This window comes from Jiella sonneratiae (assembly GCF_017353515.1).
In the GTDB taxonomy this organism is placed as follows: domain Bacteria; phylum Pseudomonadota; class Alphaproteobacteria; order Rhizobiales; family Rhizobiaceae; genus Jiella; species Jiella sonneratiae.
Map to the genome: position 1 here is coordinate 42,141 of NZ_JAFMPY010000007.1, position 22,290 is coordinate 64,430.

Annotated in this window: 18 protein-coding genes; 7 read left to right on the forward strand and 11 right to left on the reverse strand. The window is 68.8% G+C overall.

Annotated features, from left to right (window positions below; genetic code table 11):
• Window positions 1–19 precede the first annotated feature (19 nt).
• Together acuI and olsB are read left to right on the forward strand one after the other, a co-directional pair.
• Window positions 20–1,012, forward strand: a complete 993-nt coding sequence (gene acuI, locus J1C47_RS08480; RefSeq protein WP_207350322.1) for an acrylyl-CoA reductase (NADPH) — start codon at window positions 20–22, stop codon at window positions 1,010–1,012.
• 334 nt (window positions 1,013–1,346) lie between these two features.
• Window positions 1,347–2,186 carry a l-ornithine N(alpha)-acyltransferase gene (gene olsB / locus J1C47_RS08485; protein ID WP_245396461.1) on the forward strand — a complete coding sequence of 280 codons (840 nt, stop codon included), beginning with the start codon at window positions 1,347–1,349 and terminating at the stop codon, window positions 2,184–2,186.
• Window positions 2,187–2,331: 145 nt separating this feature from the next.
• Here olsB and J1C47_RS08490 read toward each other — a convergent pair whose 3' ends face one another.
• A complete protein-coding gene (locus J1C47_RS08490; protein WP_207350323.1) occupies window positions 2,332–2,622 on the reverse strand; it encodes a hypothetical protein in 291 nt (96 codons plus the stop codon).
• Window positions 2,623–3,049: 427 nt separating this feature from the next.
• Here J1C47_RS08490 and mutS point away from each other — a divergent pair, with 427 nt between their 5' ends.
• The 5 genes from mutS (at window position 3,050) to J1C47_RS08515 (ending at window position 11,492) form a co-directional block, all read left to right on the forward strand.
• Entirely contained in the window at window positions 3,050–5,737 is a 2,688-nt protein-coding gene (gene mutS, locus J1C47_RS08495; protein WP_245396446.1) for a DNA mismatch repair protein MutS, read from the forward strand.
• Between the two features lie 295 nt (window positions 5,738–6,032).
• Window positions 6,033–6,467, forward strand: coding sequence for a hypothetical protein (locus J1C47_RS08500; RefSeq protein WP_207350324.1), 435 nt, complete (start codon window positions 6,033–6,035; stop codon window positions 6,465–6,467).
• 131 nt (window positions 6,468–6,598) lie between these two features.
• Window positions 6,599–9,469 carry a [protein-PII] uridylyltransferase gene (locus J1C47_RS08505; protein ID WP_207350325.1) on the forward strand — a complete coding sequence of 957 codons (2,871 nt, stop codon included), beginning with the start codon at window positions 6,599–6,601 and terminating at the stop codon, window positions 9,467–9,469.
• On the forward strand, window positions 9,466–11,103 hold the full coding sequence (murJ, locus tag J1C47_RS08510; protein ID WP_207350326.1) for a murein biosynthesis integral membrane protein MurJ: 1,638 nt from the start codon (window positions 9,466–9,468) through the stop codon (window positions 11,101–11,103). Before J1C47_RS08505 ends, murJ begins: the two co-directional genes overlap by 4 nt.
• Window positions 11,100–11,492, forward strand: coding sequence for a VOC family protein (locus J1C47_RS08515; RefSeq protein WP_207350327.1), 393 nt, complete (start codon window positions 11,100–11,102; stop codon window positions 11,490–11,492). Before murJ ends, J1C47_RS08515 begins: the two co-directional genes overlap by 4 nt.
• 3 nt (window positions 11,493–11,495) lie before the next feature.
• Here J1C47_RS08515 and trmB read toward each other — a convergent pair whose 3' ends face one another.
• The 10 genes from trmB to J1C47_RS08565 form a co-directional block, all read right to left on the reverse strand.
• Window positions 11,496–12,203 carry a tRNA (guanine(46)-N(7))-methyltransferase TrmB gene (trmB, locus tag J1C47_RS08520; protein ID WP_207350328.1) on the reverse strand — a complete coding sequence of 236 codons (708 nt, stop codon included), beginning with the start codon at window positions 12,201–12,203 and terminating at the stop codon, window positions 11,496–11,498.
• Between the two features lie 176 nt (window positions 12,204–12,379).
• On the reverse strand, window positions 12,380–13,645 hold the full coding sequence (metK, locus tag J1C47_RS08525; RefSeq protein WP_207350329.1) for a methionine adenosyltransferase: 1,266 nt from the start codon (window positions 13,643–13,645) through the stop codon (window positions 12,380–12,382).
• A 191-nt stretch (window positions 13,646–13,836) separates the two neighbouring features.
• On the reverse strand, window positions 13,837–14,262 hold the full coding sequence (locus J1C47_RS08530; RefSeq protein ID WP_207350330.1) for a helix-turn-helix domain-containing protein: 426 nt from the start codon (window positions 14,260–14,262) through the stop codon (window positions 13,837–13,839).
• Between the two features lie 141 nt (window positions 14,263–14,403).
• Window positions 14,404–16,092, reverse strand: a complete 1,689-nt coding sequence (lnt, locus tag J1C47_RS08535) for an apolipoprotein N-acyltransferase (protein WP_245396447.1) — start codon at window positions 16,090–16,092, stop codon at window positions 14,404–14,406.
• 218 nt (window positions 16,093–16,310) lie between these two features.
• Window positions 16,311–17,378: a hemolysin family protein gene (locus tag J1C47_RS08540; RefSeq protein ID WP_207350332.1), complete on the reverse strand. Its 1,068-nt coding sequence runs from the start codon at window positions 17,376–17,378 to the stop codon at window positions 16,311–16,313.
• A gap of 76 nt (window positions 17,379–17,454) precedes the next feature.
• Window positions 17,455–18,027, reverse strand: coding sequence for an rRNA maturation RNase YbeY (gene ybeY / locus J1C47_RS08545; RefSeq protein WP_425354551.1), 573 nt, complete (start codon window positions 18,025–18,027; stop codon window positions 17,455–17,457).
• 118 nt (window positions 18,028–18,145) lie between these two features.
• On the reverse strand, window positions 18,146–19,195 hold the full coding sequence (locus J1C47_RS08550; RefSeq protein WP_245396448.1) for a PhoH family protein: 1,050 nt from the start codon (window positions 19,193–19,195) through the stop codon (window positions 18,146–18,148).
• Complete coding sequence (gene miaB / locus J1C47_RS08555; protein WP_207350334.1) at window positions 19,192–20,622, reverse strand: tRNA (N6-isopentenyl adenosine(37)-C2)-methylthiotransferase MiaB; 1,431 nt, start codon at window positions 20,620–20,622, stop codon at window positions 19,192–19,194. The genes J1C47_RS08550 and miaB overlap by 4 nt, the downstream gene beginning before the upstream one ends.
• Window positions 20,623–20,778: 156 nt before the next feature.
• Window positions 20,779–21,570 (reverse strand): lyso-ornithine lipid O-acyltransferase, encoded by a 792-nt coding sequence (olsA, locus tag J1C47_RS08560; protein WP_207350335.1) that lies wholly within the window; start codon window positions 21,568–21,570, stop codon window positions 20,779–20,781.
• A gap of 165 nt (window positions 21,571–21,735) precedes the next feature.
• Window positions 21,736–22,269, reverse strand: a complete 534-nt coding sequence (locus tag J1C47_RS08565; protein ID WP_207350336.1) for a GNAT family N-acetyltransferase — start codon at window positions 22,267–22,269, stop codon at window positions 21,736–21,738.
• Window positions 22,270–22,290: the final 21 nt, after the last annotated feature.

Genomic DNA, 22,290 nt, shown 5'->3' on the forward strand with positions numbered 1-22,290 from the left:
GCAGGACAGGGAGATGGCCATGACCGAGACGTTCCGCGCGATCCTCATCTCGCGCGACGAGGCGAAACGACAGTCCGTCGACGTCGTCGAGATGAGCCCCGACGACCTGATGGAGGGCGACGTCGACGTCGCCGTCGAGGCGACCACGGTGAACTACAAGGACGGCCTCGCCATCACCGGCAGGTCGCCGGTCGTCAGGCGCTGGCCGATGATCCCGGGTGTCGATCTCGCCGGAACGGTCGTCCGCTCGGACCATGCGCGCTGGAAGCCCGGCGACAAGGTCGTCCTCAACGGCTGGGGCCTCGGCGAGACGCATTACGGCGCCTATGCGGGGCTGGCGCGGGTGAAGGGCGACTGGCTCGTCGCCCTGCCCGAGCGCTTCACGCCGCGCGAGGCGATGGCGATCGGCACGGCGGGCTATACGGCGATGCTCTCGGTGCTCGCCATCGAGCGGGCGGGGCTGACGCCGCAGGACGGCCCGGCGGTCGTGTCCGGCGCCTCGGGCGGCGTCGGATCGGTCGCGGTCGCGCTCCTCGCCCGGCGCGGCTGGGAGGTGATCGCCGTCACCGGCCGGACGTCGGAAGCGGACTATCTAACCGGTCTCGGCGCGACGCAGATCCTCGACCGGGCCGAACTCGCCGCTCCCGGCAAACCGCTCGGCAAGGAACGCTGGGTCGCCGGCATCGACGCGGTCGGCAGCCACACCCTCGCCAACGTCCTCGCATCGACGCGCTATGGCGGCCTCGTCGCCGCCTGCGGTCTCGCCCAGGGCATGGACCTTCCGGCGACCGTGGCCCCCTTCATCCTGCGCGGCGTCTCGCTGATCGGCATCGATTCGGTGATGGCCCCGCTCGACAGGCGCGAGGCGGCATGGCGGCGCCTCGCCGAGGATCTCGATGCCGCGGTCCTGTCGACGATCGCCGCCGACATCGGCTTCGACGAGCTGATCGCCAATGCGCAGGCCATCGTCGAGGGGACGATTCGTGGGCGGGTTGTAGCAAAATTGGCGTAAAGGCGGCAGAATGCCATAGTCCGGCGGTGACGGACGACGCTCCGGCGGCCGAGAGGCACGGTCGCCGGCGGCTGCCGGCGCCGCGCCTTGCAGGAGCCGGCGCCGACCGGCCGAGGACCGGTCACGAAAACGTTGCCGAAATTTCGTAATGCGTAAGGAAATGCCGGTTGGTGGACGGAGAGACAGGATGGCAGTGCACGGTCACGAGGTCGCCGACGAAGCCGGTCACGTCCTTCTCGGCGACGGTATCGGGCCGCAGATGAAGGTGCGGCGTCCCGGCCCCATGGGTTTCGGCAGGATCGGCTTCGACGGCGGCACCGGCGGCTTCGGCCAGATGCCGGCGAAGCTCCTGCATTACGTGCGCCGCTTCGATCCCGCCGCGCCGTCGCTCGGCCGGATCGGCAATCTCGAGGTGCGGCTCGCCCGCAACGCCGCCGAGGTCAAGGCCGCGCAGCAGCTGCGCTACCGCGTCTTCTACCAGGAAATGAGCGCCCAGCCGTCGAAACTGCAGAAGATGACGCGGCGCGATCGCGACGGCTTCGACCGCTACTGCGACCACCTCCTGGTCATCGATCACGGCCGCGGCGGGCCGATCGCCCGGCAGATCGTCGGGACCTACCGGCTGATGCCCGGGGAGCGGGCGGCGCTCGCCGGCGGCTTCTACACGGCGCAGGAATTCGACATCGCACCGATGCTCGCCCGCCACGCCGGCAAGCGCTTCCTCGAACTCGGCCGCTCCTGCGTGCTCAAGGACTATCGCGGCAAGCGGACGGTCGAGCTGCTCTGGCAGGGCATCTGGTCCTACGTCCTCGGCCACGGTGTCGACGTCCTGTTCGGCTGCGCTTCGCTCGCCGGCACCGATCCGGCGACCCTCGCCGGTCCGCTCGGCTTCCTCCAGGCCAACGCCGCGGCGCCGGCCGAGTGGCGTGTCCGGGCGCATCCGCATCGCGGCACCTTCTTCGAGGCGGTGACCGACGTCGATCCGCGCCGGGCGCTGGCCGCCCTGCCGCCGCTCCTCAAGGGCTATCTGCGGCTCGGCGGCTATGTCGGGGAGGGGGCGGTCGTCGACCACCAGTTCGGCACCACCGACGTTCTGATCGTTCTGCCGCGCGAGAACATCAATCCGCGCTACATCGGCCATTACGGCGCCGACGCCAGCCGCTTCGCCGCCTGACGCGGCCCGCCGGAAGCCGCGTCACGGGGCACGGGCCGCGCCAGCGGGCGCCGGAGCGGCGATCCTGACCGGCGTTGGCCGGCATGGCTGCCGCCGGGGCGGCGGCCGGCGGATTGTCGCGGCCGCCGCACCGGACCTGCCGGCCTCAGCCGCCGATCCGCACGATGCTGCGGGTCTTCATGTCGACGATCACCGGCTGGCCGGCGTAGTAGAAATAGGCGAAGGCCTTGCTGCCCTTCGGCTGCTGCAGCTTGACCGAGCCGGGAACCGAATCGCCGAGCGCCGGCGGCGCGCGCAGACTGGCGTTGTCGGTCGGATGCGCCAGCGCATACTGCAAGACGTTGACCGATTCGTCGGCGGCGATCGCAGGCGAAAGCAGCGCCGCCTGCAGCGAGAACAGCGCGGCAATGGCGAGGCGCGGGATTTTGGTCGGCATCAGGTCTTCCCTCTCCGTTCGGCAGCCCGGATTCGTTGGTCCGTTCGGACGCACTCGACCCGTCTGATCGCATCGCCCCCATGAACAGAAGCTGAGCGGCCGGCCCAATGCAAGGGCAGCCCTTCGCAGTCGCACACAGATGGGGACGCAGGGCGCCGGAGGAAAGGTGCCCCTTTCGGGCTCGGTCGCCGGCAGGCGGGGCGGCGGTACCCCGAACCGAATGGCGGGGATGATCCGCCCGGCCGGCTTGCGAAGCCATCGCCGCACCGATAGCGGTTCGTGTCGGCGGCTCTCCACCGGCGCCGGTCTCCCGGCTCCGACGGGCCGCCCCGTCACGGCAAGACCGATCGGCGCGTGCCGGAACCGACATGCCACCCGCCGGCGCGGCCGGCCGCATTGCGACCTTCGACGAGGTGACACCCCGCTGATGACCGGCGACGCCGCTCCGACCCCGATGATGGCCCAGTATATCGAGATCAAGGCGGCCAATCCCGACTGCCTGCTGTTCTACCGCATGGGCGACTTCTACGAGCTGTTCTTCGACGACGCGGCTGAGGCGTCGCGGGCGCTCGGCATCGCCTTGACCAAGCGGGGCAAGCATCTCGGCGAGGACATCCCGATGGCGGGCGTTCCGATCCACGCTGCGGACGACTATCTCCAGAAGCTCATCGCGCTCGGCCACCGGGTCGCGGTCTGCGAGCAGATGGAGGATCCCGCCGAGGCGAAGAAGCGCGGCGCGAAGTCGGTGGTGCGCCGCGACGTCGTCAGGCTGGTCACGCCGGGCACGATCACCGAGGAGGCGCTGCTCGATCCCGGCCGCGCCAACTATCTGATGACCCTCGCGCGGATCGGCGGCGGCGAGGCCCAGAGCTTCGCCCTTGCCTGGGCGGACCTTTCGACCGGCATGTTCCGGACGGCGGCCGTCGCCGCCGACCGCATCGAGGCGAAGATCGCCGCCGTCGAGCCGAGCGAGATCGTCGTCCCGGAGCCGGTGTTTTCCGACGAGGCGCTGTCGCGGCGGCTGAAGCGCTTCGGCCGCACCGTCCGGCCAGAACCGCAGGCGCTGTTCGACGGCTCGACGGCCGAGGCCCGGCTTTGCCGCTTCTTCTCGGTCGCGACGCTGGAAGGCTTCGGCCGCTTCAGCCGCGCCGAACTCTCGGCCGCCGCGGCCCTCACCGCCTATCTCGGCAAGACCCAGCTCGCGGCGAGGCCCATCTTGGAGCGCCCGGTCCAGGTCTCTGCCGGCTCGGTCATGGCCATCGATCCGGCGACCCGCGCCTCGCTGGAACTCACCGCGACGCTCGCCGGCAAGCGGCAGGGCTCGCTGCTTGCGGCCGTCGACCGGACCGTGACCGGGTCCGGGGCGCGGCTTCTCGCCGCCTGGCTCGCCGCGCCGCTGACCGACCCGGAGGCGATCCTGGCGCGCCAGGACGCCGTCGCGCATTTCGTCGAGGAAACGGATCTGCGGCGCGCCGCCCGCAAGCTGCTCGCCGGCCTGCCGGATTGCGAGCGGGCGCTCTCGCGGCTGGCGCTGATGCGCGGCGGCCCGCGCGATCTCGCCGGCGTGCGCGATTTTCTGGCGGCCGCCCTGACCTTGTCCGACACGCTGCCGGAAGCGCTACCGGGGGAACTTGCCGCCGTCGGCGCGGCGATCGGGGCGCTGCCGCGCGACCTCGCGCAAGCGCTGGAAGACCATCTCGTCGATGCGCCGCCGCCGTTCAAACGCGACGGCGGTTTCGTCCGCCAGGGCGCGATCGCCGGCCTCGACGAGGCGCGGGCGCTCGGCGAAAATTCGCGCCGGGTGATCGCCGAGCTGGAAGCCCGCTACGCTTCGGAGACCGGCGTCCGCGGCCTCAGGATCAAGTACAACAACGTGCTCGGCTATTTCGTCGAGGTGAGCGAGGCGAATGCGAAGGCCCTGACGGCCGGCGCGGGCGCGGCGACCTTCGTCCACCGCCAGACCATGGCGAATGCGATGCGCTTTTCGACCGAGGAACTCGCGGGCCTCGAAAGCCGCATCGCCGGCGCCGCGAGCGACGCGCTCGCCATCGAATTCTCCTGTTTCGACGAGCTTTCGGCGGCGGTCCTCGGCGCGGTCGCAGCCCTTCGGCGCGGTGCCGAGGCGCTCGCCAGGCTCGACGTCGCCGCCGCCCTCGCCGAACTCGCCGTCGAGGCGAACTGGACGCGGCCGAAGGTCGATGCGGGCCTTGCCTTCGCCGTGACCGGCGGCCGGCACCCCGTCGTCGAGGCCGCGCTGAAGGCCGGCTCCGGCGCATCCTTCGTCGCCAACGACTGCGATCTCTCGCCGGGCCAGGGCGGCGCCGTCTCAGGCCGCGAGGCCGGGGCGATCTGGCTCCTCACCGGCCCGAACATGGGCGGCAAGTCGACCTTCCTGCGCCAGAACGCCATCATCGCCGTGCTCGCCCAGATCGGCGCCTTCGTTCCGGCGGAGCGGGCGCATATCGGCGTCGTCGACCGGCTGTTCTCGCGCGTCGGCGCCTCCGACGATCTCGCCGAGGGCCGCTCGACCTTCATGGTGGAGATGGTCGAGACTGCGGCGATCCTCAATCAGGCCGGGGAGCGATCGCTAGTGATCCTCGACGAGATCGGCCGCGGCACCGCCACCTATGACGGGCTGTCGATCGCCTTCGCCACGGTCGAGCACCTGCACGAGGTCAATCGCTGCCGGGCGCTGTTCGCCACGCATTTCCACGAGATGACGGCGCTCTCGAAACGCCTGTCGCGGATCAGCAACGCGACGATGCGGGTCAAGGAATACAAGGGTGAGGTGATCTTCCTGCACGAAGTGACGGCCGGCGTCGCCGACCGCTCCTACGGCATCCAGGTCGCCAAGCTCGCCGGCCTGCCGCATGCCGTCATCGAGCGCGCGCGCCACGTCCTCGCCGAACTCGAACGCAGCGGCTCGCAGTCCCGCCGGACGGCCTTCGTCGACGATCTCCCGCTGTTCTCCGCCGCACTCTCCCGCAAGCCGGAAGGTCCGTCCGAGAGCGAGGTCGAACGGGAACTCGCACGGCTCGACCCGGACGGCCTGACCCCGAAGGCGGCGCTGGAGGAACTCTACCGCCTGAGGCAGCTCCTCAAAGGAGCGGGATGACATGAGCTTCGCTCATCCTCCCGCTCCATCTTCGTGTTTCCGCATGATCTCTTCCGAAAACCGGTTTCCCACTTTTCGGGATCCTGCGCTAGCGCCGGGAAGTCTTCCGGCTAGGGCCTGCGCTTCACGTTCCGTGTCGCATTTTTGTGAACGCTGCGTTGCCGCATAGCCATATCTGCAGCGGAACCAGCCAGATGTGACACCGTTGTGGAACCATACGTCGAAACAGAAAGCCGGGCGTACTGCAGATTACCGCAGATCACAGCAAGCCCGGCTCATGCTATCGAAAGGTATGATGATGAAGAAGACCGCTATTTTTTCCGCTGCTATTCTTGGCGTTTCCATGATGAGCTTCGGTGCCGTGGCGCAGACTGCGACGAAGCAGACGATCGTTCCGGGTTCGGACGCGCAGCGCGAGCTCCAGAACGCCGAAAGCCGCGACGACGTCGCCGACAATCCGGGCATGGGTCAGGCCGAGGTCGCCCAGCCCGAGAGCCAGACGATCGTTCCGGGCAGCGAGTCGCAGCGTGAGATCGTTCGGGCGCAGGAGCGTGACAGCGTGGCCTCCGGCGACGACGCGATGGCGACCGGCGCGGTGACGACCGACGACGAGGCGGCCGACGGCAAGGTTCTGGTCCCGGGTTCGGGCGCCAACTTCTCGGCCGAAGCGCCGGATACGCAGAAGGCCAAGGCCCTCCAGGACGATTCCCCGGCCAGCCAGACGCAGTGATCGCGTCGCACGCCTGATCCCACAAGGCTTTGGAAAGGCCGTTCCGGTACGACCGGGGCGGCCTTTCGCTTTGCCGCTCCGGGCATGTGCGATATAGCGGGCAGCCATCCGAACGTGTCGCAGGAAGTTTCATGGCCCAGAGTGCGGCGGCGAGCCGTAAGGTGACGACCGGCCCGGCCAAGGTCTCGCAGATCGACGTGTCCGCTTTCATCGACGCGGCCGGCGTCGCTGCCGGGCTTTCCGCGATCGCCGAGGCCGACAGTGCCGGCGGGTCGTCCGATGCGGCACGGGCGAAGGTGCTTGCCTATCTCCGCGACGTCGTGCGCGACGCCCGCGCCAGGGTGGAGGAGGCGTTCCGCGAGGACCGTGCCGGCCTCGACTGCGCACGGCGGCTCGCCACCGTTCAGGACGTCCTGATCGAGCGCATCCACGATTTCGCGCTCCGCCACGTCTTTCCCTCGTCCAACCTCTCCTCGGGCGAGCGCATGGCGATCGTCGCCGTCGGCGGCTACGGCCGCGGCACGCTGGCGCCTGGCTCGGACATCGATCTCCTTTTCCTGCTCCCCTACAAGCAGACGGCCCTCGGCGAGCAGGTGGTCGAATATCTGCTCTATCTTCTGTGGGATCTCGGCTTCAAGGTCGGCCACGCCTCGCGCACCGTCGACGAGTGCATCAAGCTCGCCACTGCCGACATGACGATCCGCACCTCGATCCTCGAGCGCTGGCTGATCGTCGGCGACGAGATGCTGTTCCGGGAACTCGGCGAACGCTTCCAGCGCGAAGTCGTGGAAGGAACCAGCGAGGCGTTCATCGCCGCAAAGCTCGCCGAGCGCGCCGCCCGGCATGCCAAGCTCGGCAACACCCGCTATCTGGTCGAGCCGAACGTCAAGGAGGGCAAGGGCGGCCTGCGCGACCTCAACACGCTGTTCTGGATCGCCAAGTACCACTACCGCGTCACCACGCCGGAGACCCTCGCGGAACTCGGTGTCATCTCTCGGCGCGAGCTGCGGCTGTTCCAGAAGGCGGAGGATTTCCTCTGGGCGGTGCGCTGCCATCTGCACTTCGCGACGGGCAAGGCGGAGGAACGCCTGTCCTTCGACCTCCAGCCGGAAATCGCCGGGCGCCTCGGCTACAACGCCCATCCGGGGCTGAAGGACGTCGAGCGCTTCATGAAGCACTACTTCCTGATCGCCAAGGACGTGGGCGACCTGACGCGCATCCTCTGCGCCGCGCTCGAGGAGCAGCATGCCAAGGCGGCGCCGGGCATCGCGGGGATCCGCAACCTCGTGCGCAACCTGCGCGGCCGGGCAAAGAAGATCCCAGGCACCATCGACTTCCATATCGACAACAACCGGATCAACGTCTCCTCGCCGACGGTGTTTCGCGACGACCCGGTGAACCTCATCCGCGTGTTCCGCCTCGCCGCGTCCAACAGCCTCGAATATCACCCCGACACGCTGAAGCTGATCCGCCGGTCGCTGCGGCTGATCAACGGGGAACTGCGGGAAAACCCGGAGGCGAACAGCCTCTTCCTCGACGTTCTGACCGACCGGACCAATCCCGAGTTCCATCTGAGGCGGATGAACGAGGCGGGCGTCCTCGGCCGCTTCATCCCGGACTTCGGCAAGATCGTCGCGATGATGCAGTTCAACATGTATCATCACTTCACCGTCGACGAGCATCTGCTGCGGTCGATCGGCGTCCTCTCGCTGATCGAGCGGGGCGAACTTGCCGGCGAGCATCCGATGTCGACGGAACTCGTCGGTACGATCAAGGATCGCCGGGCGCTCTACGTCGCGCTGCTTCTCCACGACATCGCCAAGGGGCGGCCGGAGGACCACTCCGTCGCCGGCGCCAGGATCTCCCGCCGCCTCTGCCCGCGGCTCGGCCTCGACGAGCGCGAGACCGATCTCGTCGCCTGGCTGGTCGAAGACCATCTGGTGATGTCGATGACCGCCCAGCAGCGCGACATCAGCGACCGCAAGACGATCCTCGACTTCGCCGAGCGGGTGCGCACGATCGATCGGCTGAACCTTCTGATGATTCTGACGGTCTGCGACATCCGGGCGGTCGGCCCCGGCGTCTGGAACGGCTGGAAGGGGCAGCTGCTGCGCACGCTCTATTTCGAGACCGAGCCGACGCTCACCGGCGGCTTCACCCGGTCGACCCGGGCCGAGCGCCTCGACGCCTCGCGCCGGCGTCTCGCCGAGCGCCTGGACGAGTGGGCGGAGGCCGAGCGGGAGGCCTATCTCGACCTACACTATCCAAACTACTTCCTGACGACGCCGCTGGAGGAGCAGGTGCGCCACGCCGCCTTCATCCGCGAGGCGTTGGCCGGCGAACCGCTGTCGATCCGCGTCAGGACCGACGCCTTCCAGGGCATCACCGAGATCATGGTGCTGGCGCCCGACCATCCGCGGCTCCTGTCGATGCTGGCCGGGGCCTGCGCCGGGGCCGGCGCCAACATCGCCGACGCCCAGGTCTTCACCATGTCCGACGGGCGCGCCCTCGACGTTCTGGTCCTGAACCGGGAATTCGCAGAGGATGCCGACGAGCTCAGGCGCGGCGAGCGCATCTCCGGCCATATCCGCAACCTCCTGCAGGGCCGCGATTCCCGCCGCCGGCTGATCTCCGGCCAGAAGGCCAAGCGTCCGCCCAAGGCCTTCTCGATCCCGGCGAGCGTCAGGATCGACAACGACCTGTCCAACCAGTTCACCGTCGTCGAGGTCGAGGGCCTCGACCGGCCGGGGCTCTTGTCGGATCTCTCCCGGGCGATGGCCGATCTCAATCTCGACATCCGCTCGGCCCACATCTCGACCTATGGCGAGAAGGTGGTCGACGTGTTCTACGTCACCGACCTGCTCGGCACGAAGATCACCAGCGAAAGCCGCACCGAGCGGATCGTCGACTGGCTGGCACACGTCTTCGAAAATCCCGGCAGCGAGCCGATGACCGCCGGCGTCCTGCCGACGGAGAAGGTCTACGGGCTCGACCGCCCATGAGCCTCCTGTCGAAATTCGCGACGGTCGGCGGCGCGACGCTGGTCAGCCGCATCTTCGGCTTTGCCCGCGAGATGCTGATGGCCTCGGCGCTGGGCGTCGGGCCGGTCGCCGACGCCTTCAACCTCGCCTTCCGCTTTCCCAACCTGTTCCGCCGGCTGTTCGCGGAAGGGGCGTTCAATTCCGCCTTCATCCCGCTGTTCGCCCGTTCGCTCGAGGAAGAGGGCGAGGAGGGCGCGCGTCGCTTCGCCTCGGAGGTCTTCTCGACGCTGTTCACCGTGCTTTCGGCCGTGACGGTGCTGGCGATGGTCTTCATGCCGTTTCTGGTGAAGACGATCATCGCGCCGGGTCTCGCCGTCTGCGTCGACGATCCGTCGGCCGGCGGGGCGGCGATCTCCTGCGCCGAGCGCTACGACATCACCATCGCCTTCTCGCGCATCATGTTTCCCTATCTCGCCTGCATGTCGATGCTGGCGATGGTCTCGGGCATCCTCAACGCCTTCCGCCGCTTTTTCGCCGCGGCCGCCGCACCGACGCTGCTCAACTTCATCCTGATCGGCGTGATCGGTTATGCGCTCAAGACCGGCGCCGACAAGCAGACCATCGGCTTCCTGATGAGCTGGGGCGTGCTCGCCGCCGGCATCGCCCAGCTCGCCATGGTGGTGGTGGCGATGCGCCTCGCCGGCTTCGGCGTCGCGCTGAAGCGGCCGCGCTGGACGAAGGCGCTGAAACGGCTGCTCGTCCTCGCCGGGCCCGCTGCACTGATCGGCGGCATCACCCAGATCAACCTCTTCGTCGGCCAGGCGATCGCCTCCTTCAAGCCGGGCGCCGTCTCCATTCTCCAGTATGCCGACCGGCCCTACCAGCTGCCGCTCGGCATGGTCGGGGTGGCGATCGGCGTCGTTCTCCTGCCCGAGCTCGCCCGGGCGCTGAAGGCCGGGCACCTGCGCGAGGCCCAGCACACCCAGAACCGGTCGCTCGAATTCGCGCTGTTCCTGACCGTCCCGGCGGCGGTCGCGCTGTTCCTGATCCCCGAGCCGATCATCCGGGTGATCTACGAGCGCGGCCAGTTCGAGGCGTCGGCCACCGTCGCGGTTGCCGCCGTGCTCGGGCTCTATGCCCTCGGCCTGCCGGCCTTCGTGATGATCAAGGTGTTCTCGCCGGGCTTCTTCGCCCGCGAGGACACGCGCACGCCGATGTTCGCGACGCTGATCTCGGCCGGCGCGAACATCGTCCTGTCGCTCGGTCTTTTCTGGCTCTTTTCCGAACGCGGCATCGCTCTCGCGACGACGATCGCCGGCTGGCTGAATGCCGGCCTGCTGTTCCTCGGCCTCTACCGCCGGGGGCTCTGGGAGGTCGACCGGGCGCTTCTGAAGCGCACGCTCCTGGTTCTCCTGTCGGCGGCGGTCATGGGGGCGGCGCTCGTCTTCGGCCTCGATCAACTGTCGCCCTGGCTCTCCTCCGGTGCAGGACTGCATCGCGAACTTCCCGCGCTCGCGGGCCTGGTGGCCGCAGGCATGGTCGTCTACTTCGCCATGGCCTTCCTGACCGGGGCGGCCGACCGGGAACTGGTCCTGAAGGTCGCACGACGCGGGCGTCGCCGGCAGGCGGCCCCGGTCTCGAAGGAGGCGCCGTGAGCGATCGCGCCATCGCCCGCCTCGCGCTTCTCGTCGAAGACTACGACGCGGCGATCGCATGGTTCTGCCGGTGCCTCGGCTTCGTCCTCCTCGAAGACACGCCGCTCACCGGCGAAAAGCGCTGGGTCCGCCTCGCCCCGCCCGGCGGGCGCGGCGCCGAGCTTCTCCTCGCAAGAGCCGCCGGAGACGCACAGCGCGGTCAGGTCGGCGGGCAGGGCGGCGGCCGCGTCTTCCTGTATCTCGAGACCGACGACTTTGCCGGCGATCACGCCCGAATGACCGCCGCCGGCGTCCGCTTCCTGGAGGAGCCGCGGGTCGAGACCTACGGGACCGTCGCCGTGTTCGAGGACCTCTGCGGCAACCGCTGGGACCTCGTCGAGCCGGCCTGACGCTCAGCCTTCGATCCGCCGGAACGTCAGATAGGCCGGCGTCCGTCCCTCGCGGAACGCCTTCGCCTCGTAGCGGGTGCCCGGCCAGCCTTCGAAGGGCTGATGCCAGTCGGCGGGGCGCTCGGCGGTCCAGGCGAAGGCCGGATGGTCGCCGAGATGGCGCAGCGTCCAGTCGACATAGGTGTCGATGTCGGAGGCGAAGCGGAACAGCCCGCCCGGCTTCAGGACGCGGGCGAGGCGGTCGAGGTTCCTTGCATTCACGAAGCGTCGCTTGAAGTGTCGCCGCTTCGGCCAGGGATCCGGATAGTTCAGGTCGACGGCGTCGATGGAGCCTTCCGGCAGCCAGTCGAGGAGGAGCGTCGCGTCGTCGTCGAAGAGGCGGAGATTGTCGCGGGGGGCGTCTTCGAGGGCCGAGAGAAGCTTCGCCATGCCGTTGACGAAGGGTTCGACGCCGATGAAGCCGCAGGCGGGATCCGCCCTGGACCGATGAAGCAGATGCTCGCCGCCGCCGAAGCCGATCTCGAGCCTCGTGCGTTCCACCGGCGCCGCGAAGAGCGCGGCCGGATGAAGCGGCGCCGGCCGTGACAGGTCGAGCCGCAGGGCGGGCAGGGTCCTTGCGATCAGATCGGCCTGATGCTGCCTCAGCTTCGGTCCCTTCAGCCGGCCGAAGAAGGCCTCGCGGCGACGCTCGGGATGATCCTTGGCGACCATGGGCGATGGCTCCGTTTCGAGGCGGCCGACAGCGGCGGCGACCCGGGCGCCCGGCTGCATCGGGGCGACCATCCCGGGCAAAGCAAAGGGCCCGGCGCTGGCCGGGCCCGATGGTTCTTTTTCGCGATGCTTCGCCGTCCCGCCTCAGAAGATCGGCGGCCCGGCGAGGCGGGACTTCAGCCCTTCAGCGCGGCCTTCAGCTTCGGCGCGAGATCGGTCTTCTCCCAGGAGAACGACCCGTCGCGGCCCGGCTTGCGGCCGAAATGCCCGTAGGACGAGGTCTTGGCGTAGATCGGCTTGTTGAGATCGAGCTGCCGGCGGATGCCGGTCGGCGACAGGTCCATGACCGCGCGGATCGCCTTCTCGACCTCGACCTCGGTGACGTTCTTGCCGGTCTCGTGGAGGTTCACATAGACCGACACCGGCTGTGCGACGCCGATCGCATAGGCGATCTGGATCGTGCATTTTTCGGCGAGATTCGCCGCGACGACGTTCTTGGCGAGGTAGCGCGCGGCATAGGCCGCCGAGCGGTCGACCTTGGTCGTGTCCTTGCCGGAAAACGCGCCGCCGCCGTGCGGCGCCGCGCCGCCATAGGTGTCGACGATGATCTTGCGGCCGGTGAGGCCGGCGTCGCCGTCCGGGCCGCCGATGACGAACTTGCCGGTCGGGTTGATGTACCAGTTGCAGTCGTCGGCGATCGGCAGCTCGCCCAGCGCTTCGCGGATATAGGGCTCGACGACCTGGCGCACCTTCTTGGAGTCCCAGGAGGGGTCGACATGCTGGGTCGAGAGCACGATCGAGGTGACCGCGACGGGCTTGTCGTCCTCGTAGCGGATGGTCACCTGGCTCTTGGCGTCCGGGCCGAGCTTGGACGCCTCGCCCTCGCCGGACTTGCGGGCCGCGGCGAGCAGTTCGAGGATCTTGTGGGAATAGTAGATCGGCGCCGGCATCAGCTCCGGCGTCTCCTTGCAGGCATAACCGAACATGATGCCCTGGTCGCCCGCGCCCTCGGAGATTTCGTTGGTGCCGGTCTTGTCACGCACCTCATGGGCCTTGTCGACGCCCTGGGCGATGTCGGCGGACTGCGAGTGCAGGAGCACGTCGATCTTGCAGGTCTTCCAGTGGAAGCCGTCCTGCTCGTAGCCGATGTCGCGGATGGCGCGCCGGGCGGCCGACTTGAAGCGGGAGGGGTTGATCACCTCCTTGCCGTTCTTGTCGGTCTTCATCAGCGACGGCGGCAGGCGGACCTCGCCGGCGATGACGACGCGGTTGGTCGTCGCCAGCGTCTCGCACGCAATTCGCACCGACCAGGGATCGACGCCGCCCTTCTTGGCTTCCCGGTAGACCAGGTCGACGATCTCGTCGGAGATCCGGTCGCAGACCTTGTCGGGATGGCCTTCGGAGACGCTTTCGCTGGTGAACAGGTAGTCCATGCGTGGCATTCGATTTTCCCTCTTCTCGGGTCCGTGCGACCGTCACGGAAGGGAAGCCTCCGCGTCACGGCCGGGCACTCGGACCGGCTTGGATAAGATGTCGGGGGGGTGTTTCCCGCTGGCCGCTGCGGGGTTTGCGGCATGAGCGCGTGGAGGTCAAGCCACAGCGGCGCCAAAAAACCGACGAATCTGCGCGATTTTCAGGACTTCGCGGCCTCGTCCGACGAACCGGCCAGCGTCCGCACCAGGTCGATCACGCGCTTTCGGACCTTCGGATCGGGGATCTTCACGAAGGCCCGGTTGAGCTGAAGTCCTTCCGACGTCGACAGAAAATCGACCACGTAGTCGGAGCCGGTCTCTTCCATTCCGCTGCGCGAGGGCGCGGCGGATCCCGGCGCGTCCTCGAAGAAATACGCCACCGGCACGTTGAGGACGTCGGAAATGTGCTGCAGGCGGCTCGCGCCGATGCGGTTCGAGCCCTTCTCGTATTTCTGCACCTGCTGAAAGGTGATGCCGAGCGCCTCGCCGAGCTTCTCCTGGCTCATGCCGAGCATGGTGCGACGAAGCCTGACCCGCGATCCGACATGGGTGTCGATGGGATTCGGCTTTTTCTTGCTCTCCTGCATCGTCTAGCCCTTGCTTCTTCGACCCGCGTTTACCATCGGACCAGTGGGTCGGTCGGTCGGTCAGGGGCAGACCGGCTACGCTGGGAAACCATTCATCCCCCTTAGCATCGGACCATGGCGTCGCGCATTAGAACCGCGATGTCAATCCGTTTGCCGACTGACGAATAACCAAATGCTCACCCCAACGATAAATGTTGCAGCCAGCAACACGAAGAAGGGGAGATTTCGAAGGCGGGAATAAGGCGTCGGCGCGGCAGCCGCCGGCAGGCGGGATTCGATCGTCCCGGTGGCGCCGAGGGCGAGCGCGTCGATCTCGCGGCCGAACGGATCGGTGACGACGGAGATGCCGGTATTTGCCGCCCGCACCAGCGGCAGCCCGACGGCGACGGCGGAAAGTTCCGCCAGCCTCAGATGCTGATAGGGGCCGGGCGTTTCGCCGAACCAGCCGTCATTGGTGTCGTTGACGATGAAGCCCGGGCGGGCGCCGCCGAGGCTCGCGGCGATGTCGGCCGGAAAGATCGCCTCGTAGCAGATCAGCGGCAGGAAGGCCGGCGCGCCGGCGAGTTCGACGGCGCTGCGCTCGGTCCCCGCCGAAAAGCCGCCCGGCATCTCGGAAAGGTTCATGATGCCGAGGCGCGACAGATAGCGCTCGAGGGGCAGGAATTCGCCGAAGGGCACGAGATGCACCTTGTCGCGCGCGTCGACGATCTCGCCGTTGTCGTCGACGACGAGCACGGAATTGTAGAGGCGCTCGCCGCCCGATGCCGTCGGCTCGACGCGCGGCGCACCGGCGATCAGCGTCTCGCCCGGCTGGATCATGTCGGCGAGACGGGCCACCGCCTCGGGGCGTTCGGTGAGGACGAAGGGAAGCGAGGATTCCGGCCAGACGATCAGGGTGCGGCCCTGCGGCTCGACCGCGACGACCTTGGCGGAGGCGGGGCTTTCGGAGGCCGCCGGCTTCGCCCGCGCCTCGCGGCCCTTTTCGGTCACCGCGATTTGCCGCGAAAAGATCCTCTGGGCGGCTTCCTCGTCGAACTTGTCGGACTGGGCGATGTTCGCCTGGACGACGCTGAGTTCGACGCCGTCGACGAAGGTGGTCGGATGCGTCGCGAGGCGATGATAGCCGTAGCCGAGATCGGCCGCGACGAGGAGGCCGGCGATCGCGAGCACCGGCATCCGCCCGTGCCGGTCGCCGATGACCGCCGGCGCCGCGAAGACGATCACCGCGGCGAGCGTCAGGCCGTGGACGCCGATGAGGCTGACCACCTGCATCAACAGCGGCGTCGGCGCCGCGAGGACGCCGATCTCGTTCCACGGAAAGCCGGTGAGCACGAAGGAACGCAGCCACTCCATCAAGGCGAAGGCGGCGGCGAGGACGAGGATGCGGAAGGCGCTGTCCGGCCAGAACCGCCGCGCCAGCATCGTCGCCAGCCCGTAATAGACCGCGAGAATGGCGGGAAGGCCGAGGACGGCGAAGGGGATGAACACCGCGAAGGCCGCGGCGTTGACCAGCATGGCGCTGCCGAGCCACCACAGCCCGGCGACGAAATAGCCGAAGCCGAACAGCCAGCCGACGAGAAAGTCCGCAAGCAGCGTGGCGGCGAGGCTGCGCCGGGCGCCGACCCCGTCGAGCAGCCAGACGAGAACGGGAAAGGCGATGAAGGCGGCGGCGGGGAAGTCGAGCGGCGGCAGGGCGAGAGCCGCGACGGCGCCTGCGAGGATCGCGGCGAGGATCCGCGGCAGGCCTTCGAGCAGCATGACGCGCCCGGCGAGGCGGTCGACGAACCACCCGGCGGCCGTTCTCTCGTTGTGGCCGATCGCTGCGCCCAACCGCCCCCGCTCCAGACTCCGAAGCATTCGATCCCCCTGGAGCCGGACTTAGCCCAGAACCCGATTGGAAGCCATAACGCTTTCCTCAAGCTGGTTCGGGCTGCCTCGGCGCGAGGCGGCCAGGGGGCGGAGCCGAGCCTGTGGATCGGGGCCGGGGCAGAGGAAGGCCGGCGTGGGGCCGCGAGGCGATGCCCCCCGGCCGAGCGGAATAAGGCGGCTCAGGCCTGGTCGGCGAGGCCCTCGACGATGCGACGACGCTTCTCGCCCTGGCGAAAGCGCACGATCCGCACCCGCCGGACGCGGCGCGGGTCCGCCTCCAGCACCTGGAACTCGAAGCCCGGAACGGCCTGGATCACCTCGCCGCGGGCCGGCACCCGGCCGAGTTCGGAGAACAGCAGCCCGCCGATCGTGTCCGCCTCCTCCTCGTATTCGGAGATGTCGAAGTCCTCGCCGATGAGCCGCTTGACGTCCTCGAGGTCGGCCCGCGCGTCGGCGTAGAAGATGCCGTCGCCGCGCTCGGTGATCATCGCCGCCTCGTCGTCGTGCTCGTCCTCGATGTTGCCGACGACCATCTCGATGACGTCTTCCAGCGAGACGAGGCCGTCGGTGCCGCCATATTCGTCGATGACGAGGGCCATCTGGGTGCGGGAGGCCTGCATCTTCGCCATCAGGTCGGTGGCGAGCATCGAGGGCGGAACGAACAGGACGGTGCGGATGATTCCCAGATCCTCGACCTTGCGGGCGAGGTTGATCTGGCGGAGGTCGAGACCGGCCCGCGGCTTGCGCTGGCCGGAGCCGTTGCCGTTCTGGGATTTCGCCGGCCGCGCGACGCGGGTGATGTGCCCGACGACGTCGCGGATGTGGATCATGCCGCGCGGATCGTCGAGGCTCTCCCCATAGACCGGCATGCGGGAATGGCCGCTCGCCTCGAACTGCTTCATCAGTTCGCCGAGCGTCGTCGAGATCTCCACCGCCCGGATGTCGGCCCGCGGCACCATGATGTCCTCGACCCGGACCTCGCGCAGCCTCAGGATGTTGTTGAGCATCGCCCGTTCGGCCGGCGAAAAGCTGTCGGCCTCCGGGTCGTCGGTCAGGAGCGCCTTGGTCAGGTCCTCCCGGACGAGCCGGGGCATGCGCGGTCGCAGCCGCTCGAACAGGCCGTCGAAGAAGCCGCGCCCCGCATTCTGCTGCTGCGCGGGGGGCTGGCGACTTCGATCGTCGCCGCTGCTGTCGCCGCTCGCCGAATCCGGTTCCGGACGCTCCGCGGCGTTCTCCTCAGGTGACATCGTCTCACTCAAAGCTTGGTTTCGCCTGAAAATAGTCGATCGCCCGCAAGGTTGCGAGGCCGTCGTCGCATGGCACTCATGAATCCGCGCGTCCCGCCGCGCTCCGGTCCGGCGGCTCGCCATAGGGGTCGGCGATGCCGAGACTTCCGAGAATCGCGATCTCTGCCGCCTCCATCTCTGCCGCCTCGCCGTCATCGAGATGATCGTAGCCGAGAAGGTGCAGGAAGCCGTGCACGATGAGATGCGACAGATGGTCGGCGAACGGCTTTTCCTCGCTCGCGGCCTCGCGCGCCACCGTCTCGAAGGCGAGGACGAGGTCGCCGGCGAGCGGGCCGGGCAATTTTCCCGGCCGAAGCTGGACCAGCGGGAAGGACAGGATGTTGGTCGGCTTGTCCTTGCCGCGCCAGGCGTGGTTCGCCTCCCGCACCGTCGCGTCGTCGGCGTAGGTGACGGAAATTTCGGTCGCAAGTGCCGCGGGCAGGCCGAGATGCCGGGCAGCGGCCGCGAGGGCCCGTCCCGTCAAGAATACGAGCCGGTCACGGCCGAGGCTCGAGATCCAGCCGCCGGCGTCGACGGCGACGACGATGCTCGAAGCGGCAAATCCGGGGAGGGGAAGCGTCGTGACGGTCTCCGCCCCAGCCTCCGGCACCTCCTCGTCGCAGTCCGTCCGGTCGGTCGCGGCCTCGCTCGTCGCTGCGGCCTTCGTCTGATGCCGGGGGTCTTGGGGCTCGTTCATCGGTCCGTGGCCGTCAAGGCGGGTCGAAGGCTCAGCGGTCCAGCGGCAGGCCGTTCGCGGCGCCGCGCTGTTCGGTCGCGTCGCGCTCATAGGCCTCGACGATCGCCTGGACCAGCGGATGACGCACGACGTCCTGTGCCGCAAACCGCACCGTGACGACGTTCGAAACGCCGTCGAGAACGCGCAGGGCCTCGACGAGACCCGACTTCTGGCCGGGCGGCAGGTCGATCTGCGACGGATCGCCCGTCACCGCCATGCGGGCGTTTTCGCCGAGACGGGTGAGGAACATCTTCATCTGCATCGAGGTGGTGTTCTGGGCCTCGTCGAGGATCACCGCGGCGTTGGCGAGCGTGCGCCCGCGCATGAAGGCGAGGGGCGCGATCTCGATGGCGCCGGCGGTCAGCGCCCTCTCGACCTTCTCCGCCGGGATCATGTCGTAGAGCGCGTCGTAGAGCGGCCTCAGATAGGGATCGACCTTTTCCTTCATGTCGCCGGGCAGGAAGCCGAGCCGCTCTCCCGCCTCGACGGCCGGGCGGGTCAGGACGATGCGGTCGACCTGGCCGCGCTCCAGGAGCTGGGCGGCATGGGCGACGGCGAGATAGGTCTTGCCGGTGCCGGCCGGGCCGACGCCGAACACCAGTTCGGCGCGGTCGAGCGCGCGCATGTAGGCGTCCTGCGTCGGGGTGCGCGCATGGATCGTCTTCTTGCGGGTCGAGATCTGGGCGAGCGCCATCCGCCCCTTCTGCTCGAGTGTCGGCAGGTCGAGCTGGTCGTCCCTGGCGATCGCCATCCGCACCGCCCCGTCGACGTCCTTGGGGCCGATGTCACTGCCGCCGGCGAGACGGTCGTAGAGATGGTCGAGCGCCCGACGCGCCTGTTCGACCGAGGACGGCTCGCCGCGGATCTCGACCTTGTTGCCGCGGGCCCGGCAGTCGACGCCGAGCTTCTGCTCGAGAAGCGCGAGATGCTCGTCGAACTGGCCGAAGAGCGCGCTGGCGAGGCGGTTGTCCTCGAAGGAAAGGACGATGTGCGCCATGTCGGAGGCACCCGAGCCGTGGGGAGCGCCGCGAACGGCCTTCATGCGACCAGCCCGGCGGGCTGGAAGGCGGGGGACGCGGCGGGCATCGCGCCCTCCGCGATCAGCGAATTGGCGAGGGATGCGGCGATCGCCACCGACACGACGTCGCCGACGCTTCCGGCGCTCTGCGGCATCACCACCGGCTGCAGATAGGGCGAGCGACCGACGACCTGGCCGGCGTGACGGCCCGGCTTCTCGACGAGGACGTCGAGTCTCCTGCCGACGAGGCTCTCGGAAAAGCCCTGCTGCTGGCGGCGCAGCAGGTCCTGCAGCCGGGCGAGCCGTTCGCCCTTGACCGCTTCCCCGACATGGCCGGTCATGTCCGCGCCCGGCGTGCCGGGGCGGGGCGAATATTTGAACGAGAAGGCCGAGGCGTAGCCGACCGCCTCGACGAGCTGCATCGTCGCTTCGAAATCGGCGTCGTCCTCGCCGGGAAAGCCGACGATGAAGTCGCCCGACAGGGCGATGTCGGGCCGCGCCGCACGGATCCTTTCGACCAGCCGCAGATAGTCCGCCGCCGTATGCCGGCGGTTCATCGCCTTCAGGATCCGGTCGGACCCCGCCTGAACCGGCAGGTGCAGATAGGGCATCAGGGCGTCGAGGTCGCGATGGGCGGCGATCAGGGCGTCGTCCATGTCGCGGGGATGCGAGGTGGTGTAGCGCAGCCGGTCGAGGCCGGGGATTTCGGCGAGCGCAAAGAGCAGCGCCCCGAGACCGATCGGCCGCCCGGCCGCATCCTCGCCGTGCCAGGCATTGACGTTCTGGCCGAGCAGCGTCACCTCGCGCACCCCGGCATCGGCGAGCTGTTTCGCCTCGTCGACGATCCGGGCGAGCGGCCGCGAGGCCTCGGCACCGCGGGTGTAGGGTACGACGCAGAAGGTGCAGAACTTGTCGCAGCCTTCCTGGACGGTGAGAAACGCCGTGACGCCGCGCGCGCGGATTTCCCTGCGGCTGGCTTCCGGCAGATGCGCGAACTTGTCCTCGACGGCATGGTCGGTCTCGACCACGCGTTCGCCCCTGTCGACCCGCGACAGCGCCTGCGGCAGCCGGTGATAGGTCTGCGGCCCGATGACGAGGTCGACGACCGGCGCCCGGGCGATGATCTCCTCGCCTTCGGCCTGCGCCACGCAGCCCGCGACGGCGACCTGCGTGCCCTTGCCGGCAAGGGCGCGATCGGCCTTGAGGCGGCGGATCCTGCCGAGCTCCGAATAGATCTTCTCGGCCGCCTTCTCGCGGATGTGGCAGGTGTTGAGGAGAACGAGATCCGCCTCCTCCATCGCCTCGGTCGCCACGTATCCGCCCTTCGCCAGCGCATCGCCCATGCGCTGGGAATCGTAGACGTTCATCTGGCAGCCATAGGTCTTGATGAACACCTTGCGCGAACCGGCCTGTCGCGTCGGCGGGACTGTCGCTTGCCTCGTATCGCTCATGCGCCCTTCAGTTCAGGCTCCGGTTCGTTCGGGTCGGGTTCGTCGAGGAGGCTCGGGACACGCGACCCTCGGAAAGGATCTAGCGCCATATATCGACGGCATCGTGGCGTTGCGCAAGCGGCGGCGGCCGCTTTTCGCCGTCGCGGCGCGGGATCGTCAGTCGCGGGCGCGCAGCGCAACGGCGAGAAGGCGCCTGACGCTCGCCTCGCTCTGCCGGGCCACGGCCTTTCGATCCGAGGTTTCGGTGAAGAGGATCGGCTCGCCGAAGGCGACGGTGGCGTCGATCGCGCCCTCTCTCAGGAAGTCGAGCAGGTGCGGAGAAAGCTCGACGTTTCCCGGCCATGCGGCGAGGGGGCGATGATAGCGGCCGAGCGGCAGGCCGTTGGCGCGCGTATAGGCGACGGCCACCGGCTGGACGAGGACGGATTTCGAGGCCGAATCGCGCAGCGCCATCTGGGCGGCGCCGAACAGCGCGGTGCGGAACGGCAGGACCTCGTTGCCGTCGGAGGTCGTGCCTTCGGCGAACAGCACCATCGCGTCGCCTTCCGACAGGCGCGTCGCCACCTCGGAGGCATGGCGGCCGGTGCGCCCGCGCGCCTCGCGTTCGACGAAGACGGTGCGCTGCAGCCGCGCGAGGAGGCCGAAGGCCGGCCAGGTCTCGACCTCGGCCTTGGCGATGAAGCAGAGCGGCATCACCTTGCCGAGCACCATGATGTCGGACCAGGACTGGTGGTTCGAGACGATGAGCAGCGGCCGCCCGGCCGCCGGCTCCCCCGAGACCGTCACCTTCACCCCGGCGACGAAGCAGGCGACGACGTGCCAGAGATGCGGAAGCCGCTTGCGCAACGGCCAGCCCCGTCGCATCGCGACGGCCTGAAGCGGCCAGAGGGTCAGCGTCATGGCGACGAGCACGAAGGCCACGAAGCCGACGCGAAGCCGGGCGATCATGACGGCTCGTTCTCGGCGCGGCGTTTCAGGGGCACGGGTCTCTTCGTCGTGGTCGGTCCCGTCGACCCGGAGCGCCGTCCCGGCAGGGACCGCGCGGGGGCGGCGTGAAGCTTTCGTCTGCGCCGTCGTCCGGCGGGCGGGGAGCCTCGGGCCCTGCCGATGCTCTCAGCCCTCGCGCGACAGGCTGCGCTTCAGGGTCAGGGCGCTGGTCCGCCTGCCGTCCGGATGCTGGTAGTAGGCGGGGCGCCGTCCCACTTCCTCGAAACGCAGTCGCTTGTAAAGCCTCAGGGCCGGCTCGTTCTCCTCGTCCACCTCGAGAAACAGCGAATGCGCCCGGTCGGCGTGGAGCTTCTGCAACACGTTGTCCATCAGCAGCCGGCCGATGCCGGCGCGGCGGTTGCGGCGCGCGACGGTGATGGTCAGGATCTCGGCTTCGCCGCCGACGTTGCGGGCGAGCACGAAGCCGAGCGGCGGGCCGTTCACCAGCGCCGGCTGGCGCACGACGTAGCCGAAGCTGCCGCGCTGGGCGAGCAGCGTGCCAAGCTCGTCTCCGGACCATGACTGGTCGAAGGCCTCGCTGTGCAGCTCCGCGGCTGCATCGAGATGTTCGTCGGTGAGTTCGGCGACGACAGGCTCACCCTGCCCGAGGAAGCTCTCGAGCCAGTTCGTCGTCCAGACCCAGGGCAGGAACCAGTACATGACGCAAAGCCTCCCCATGCC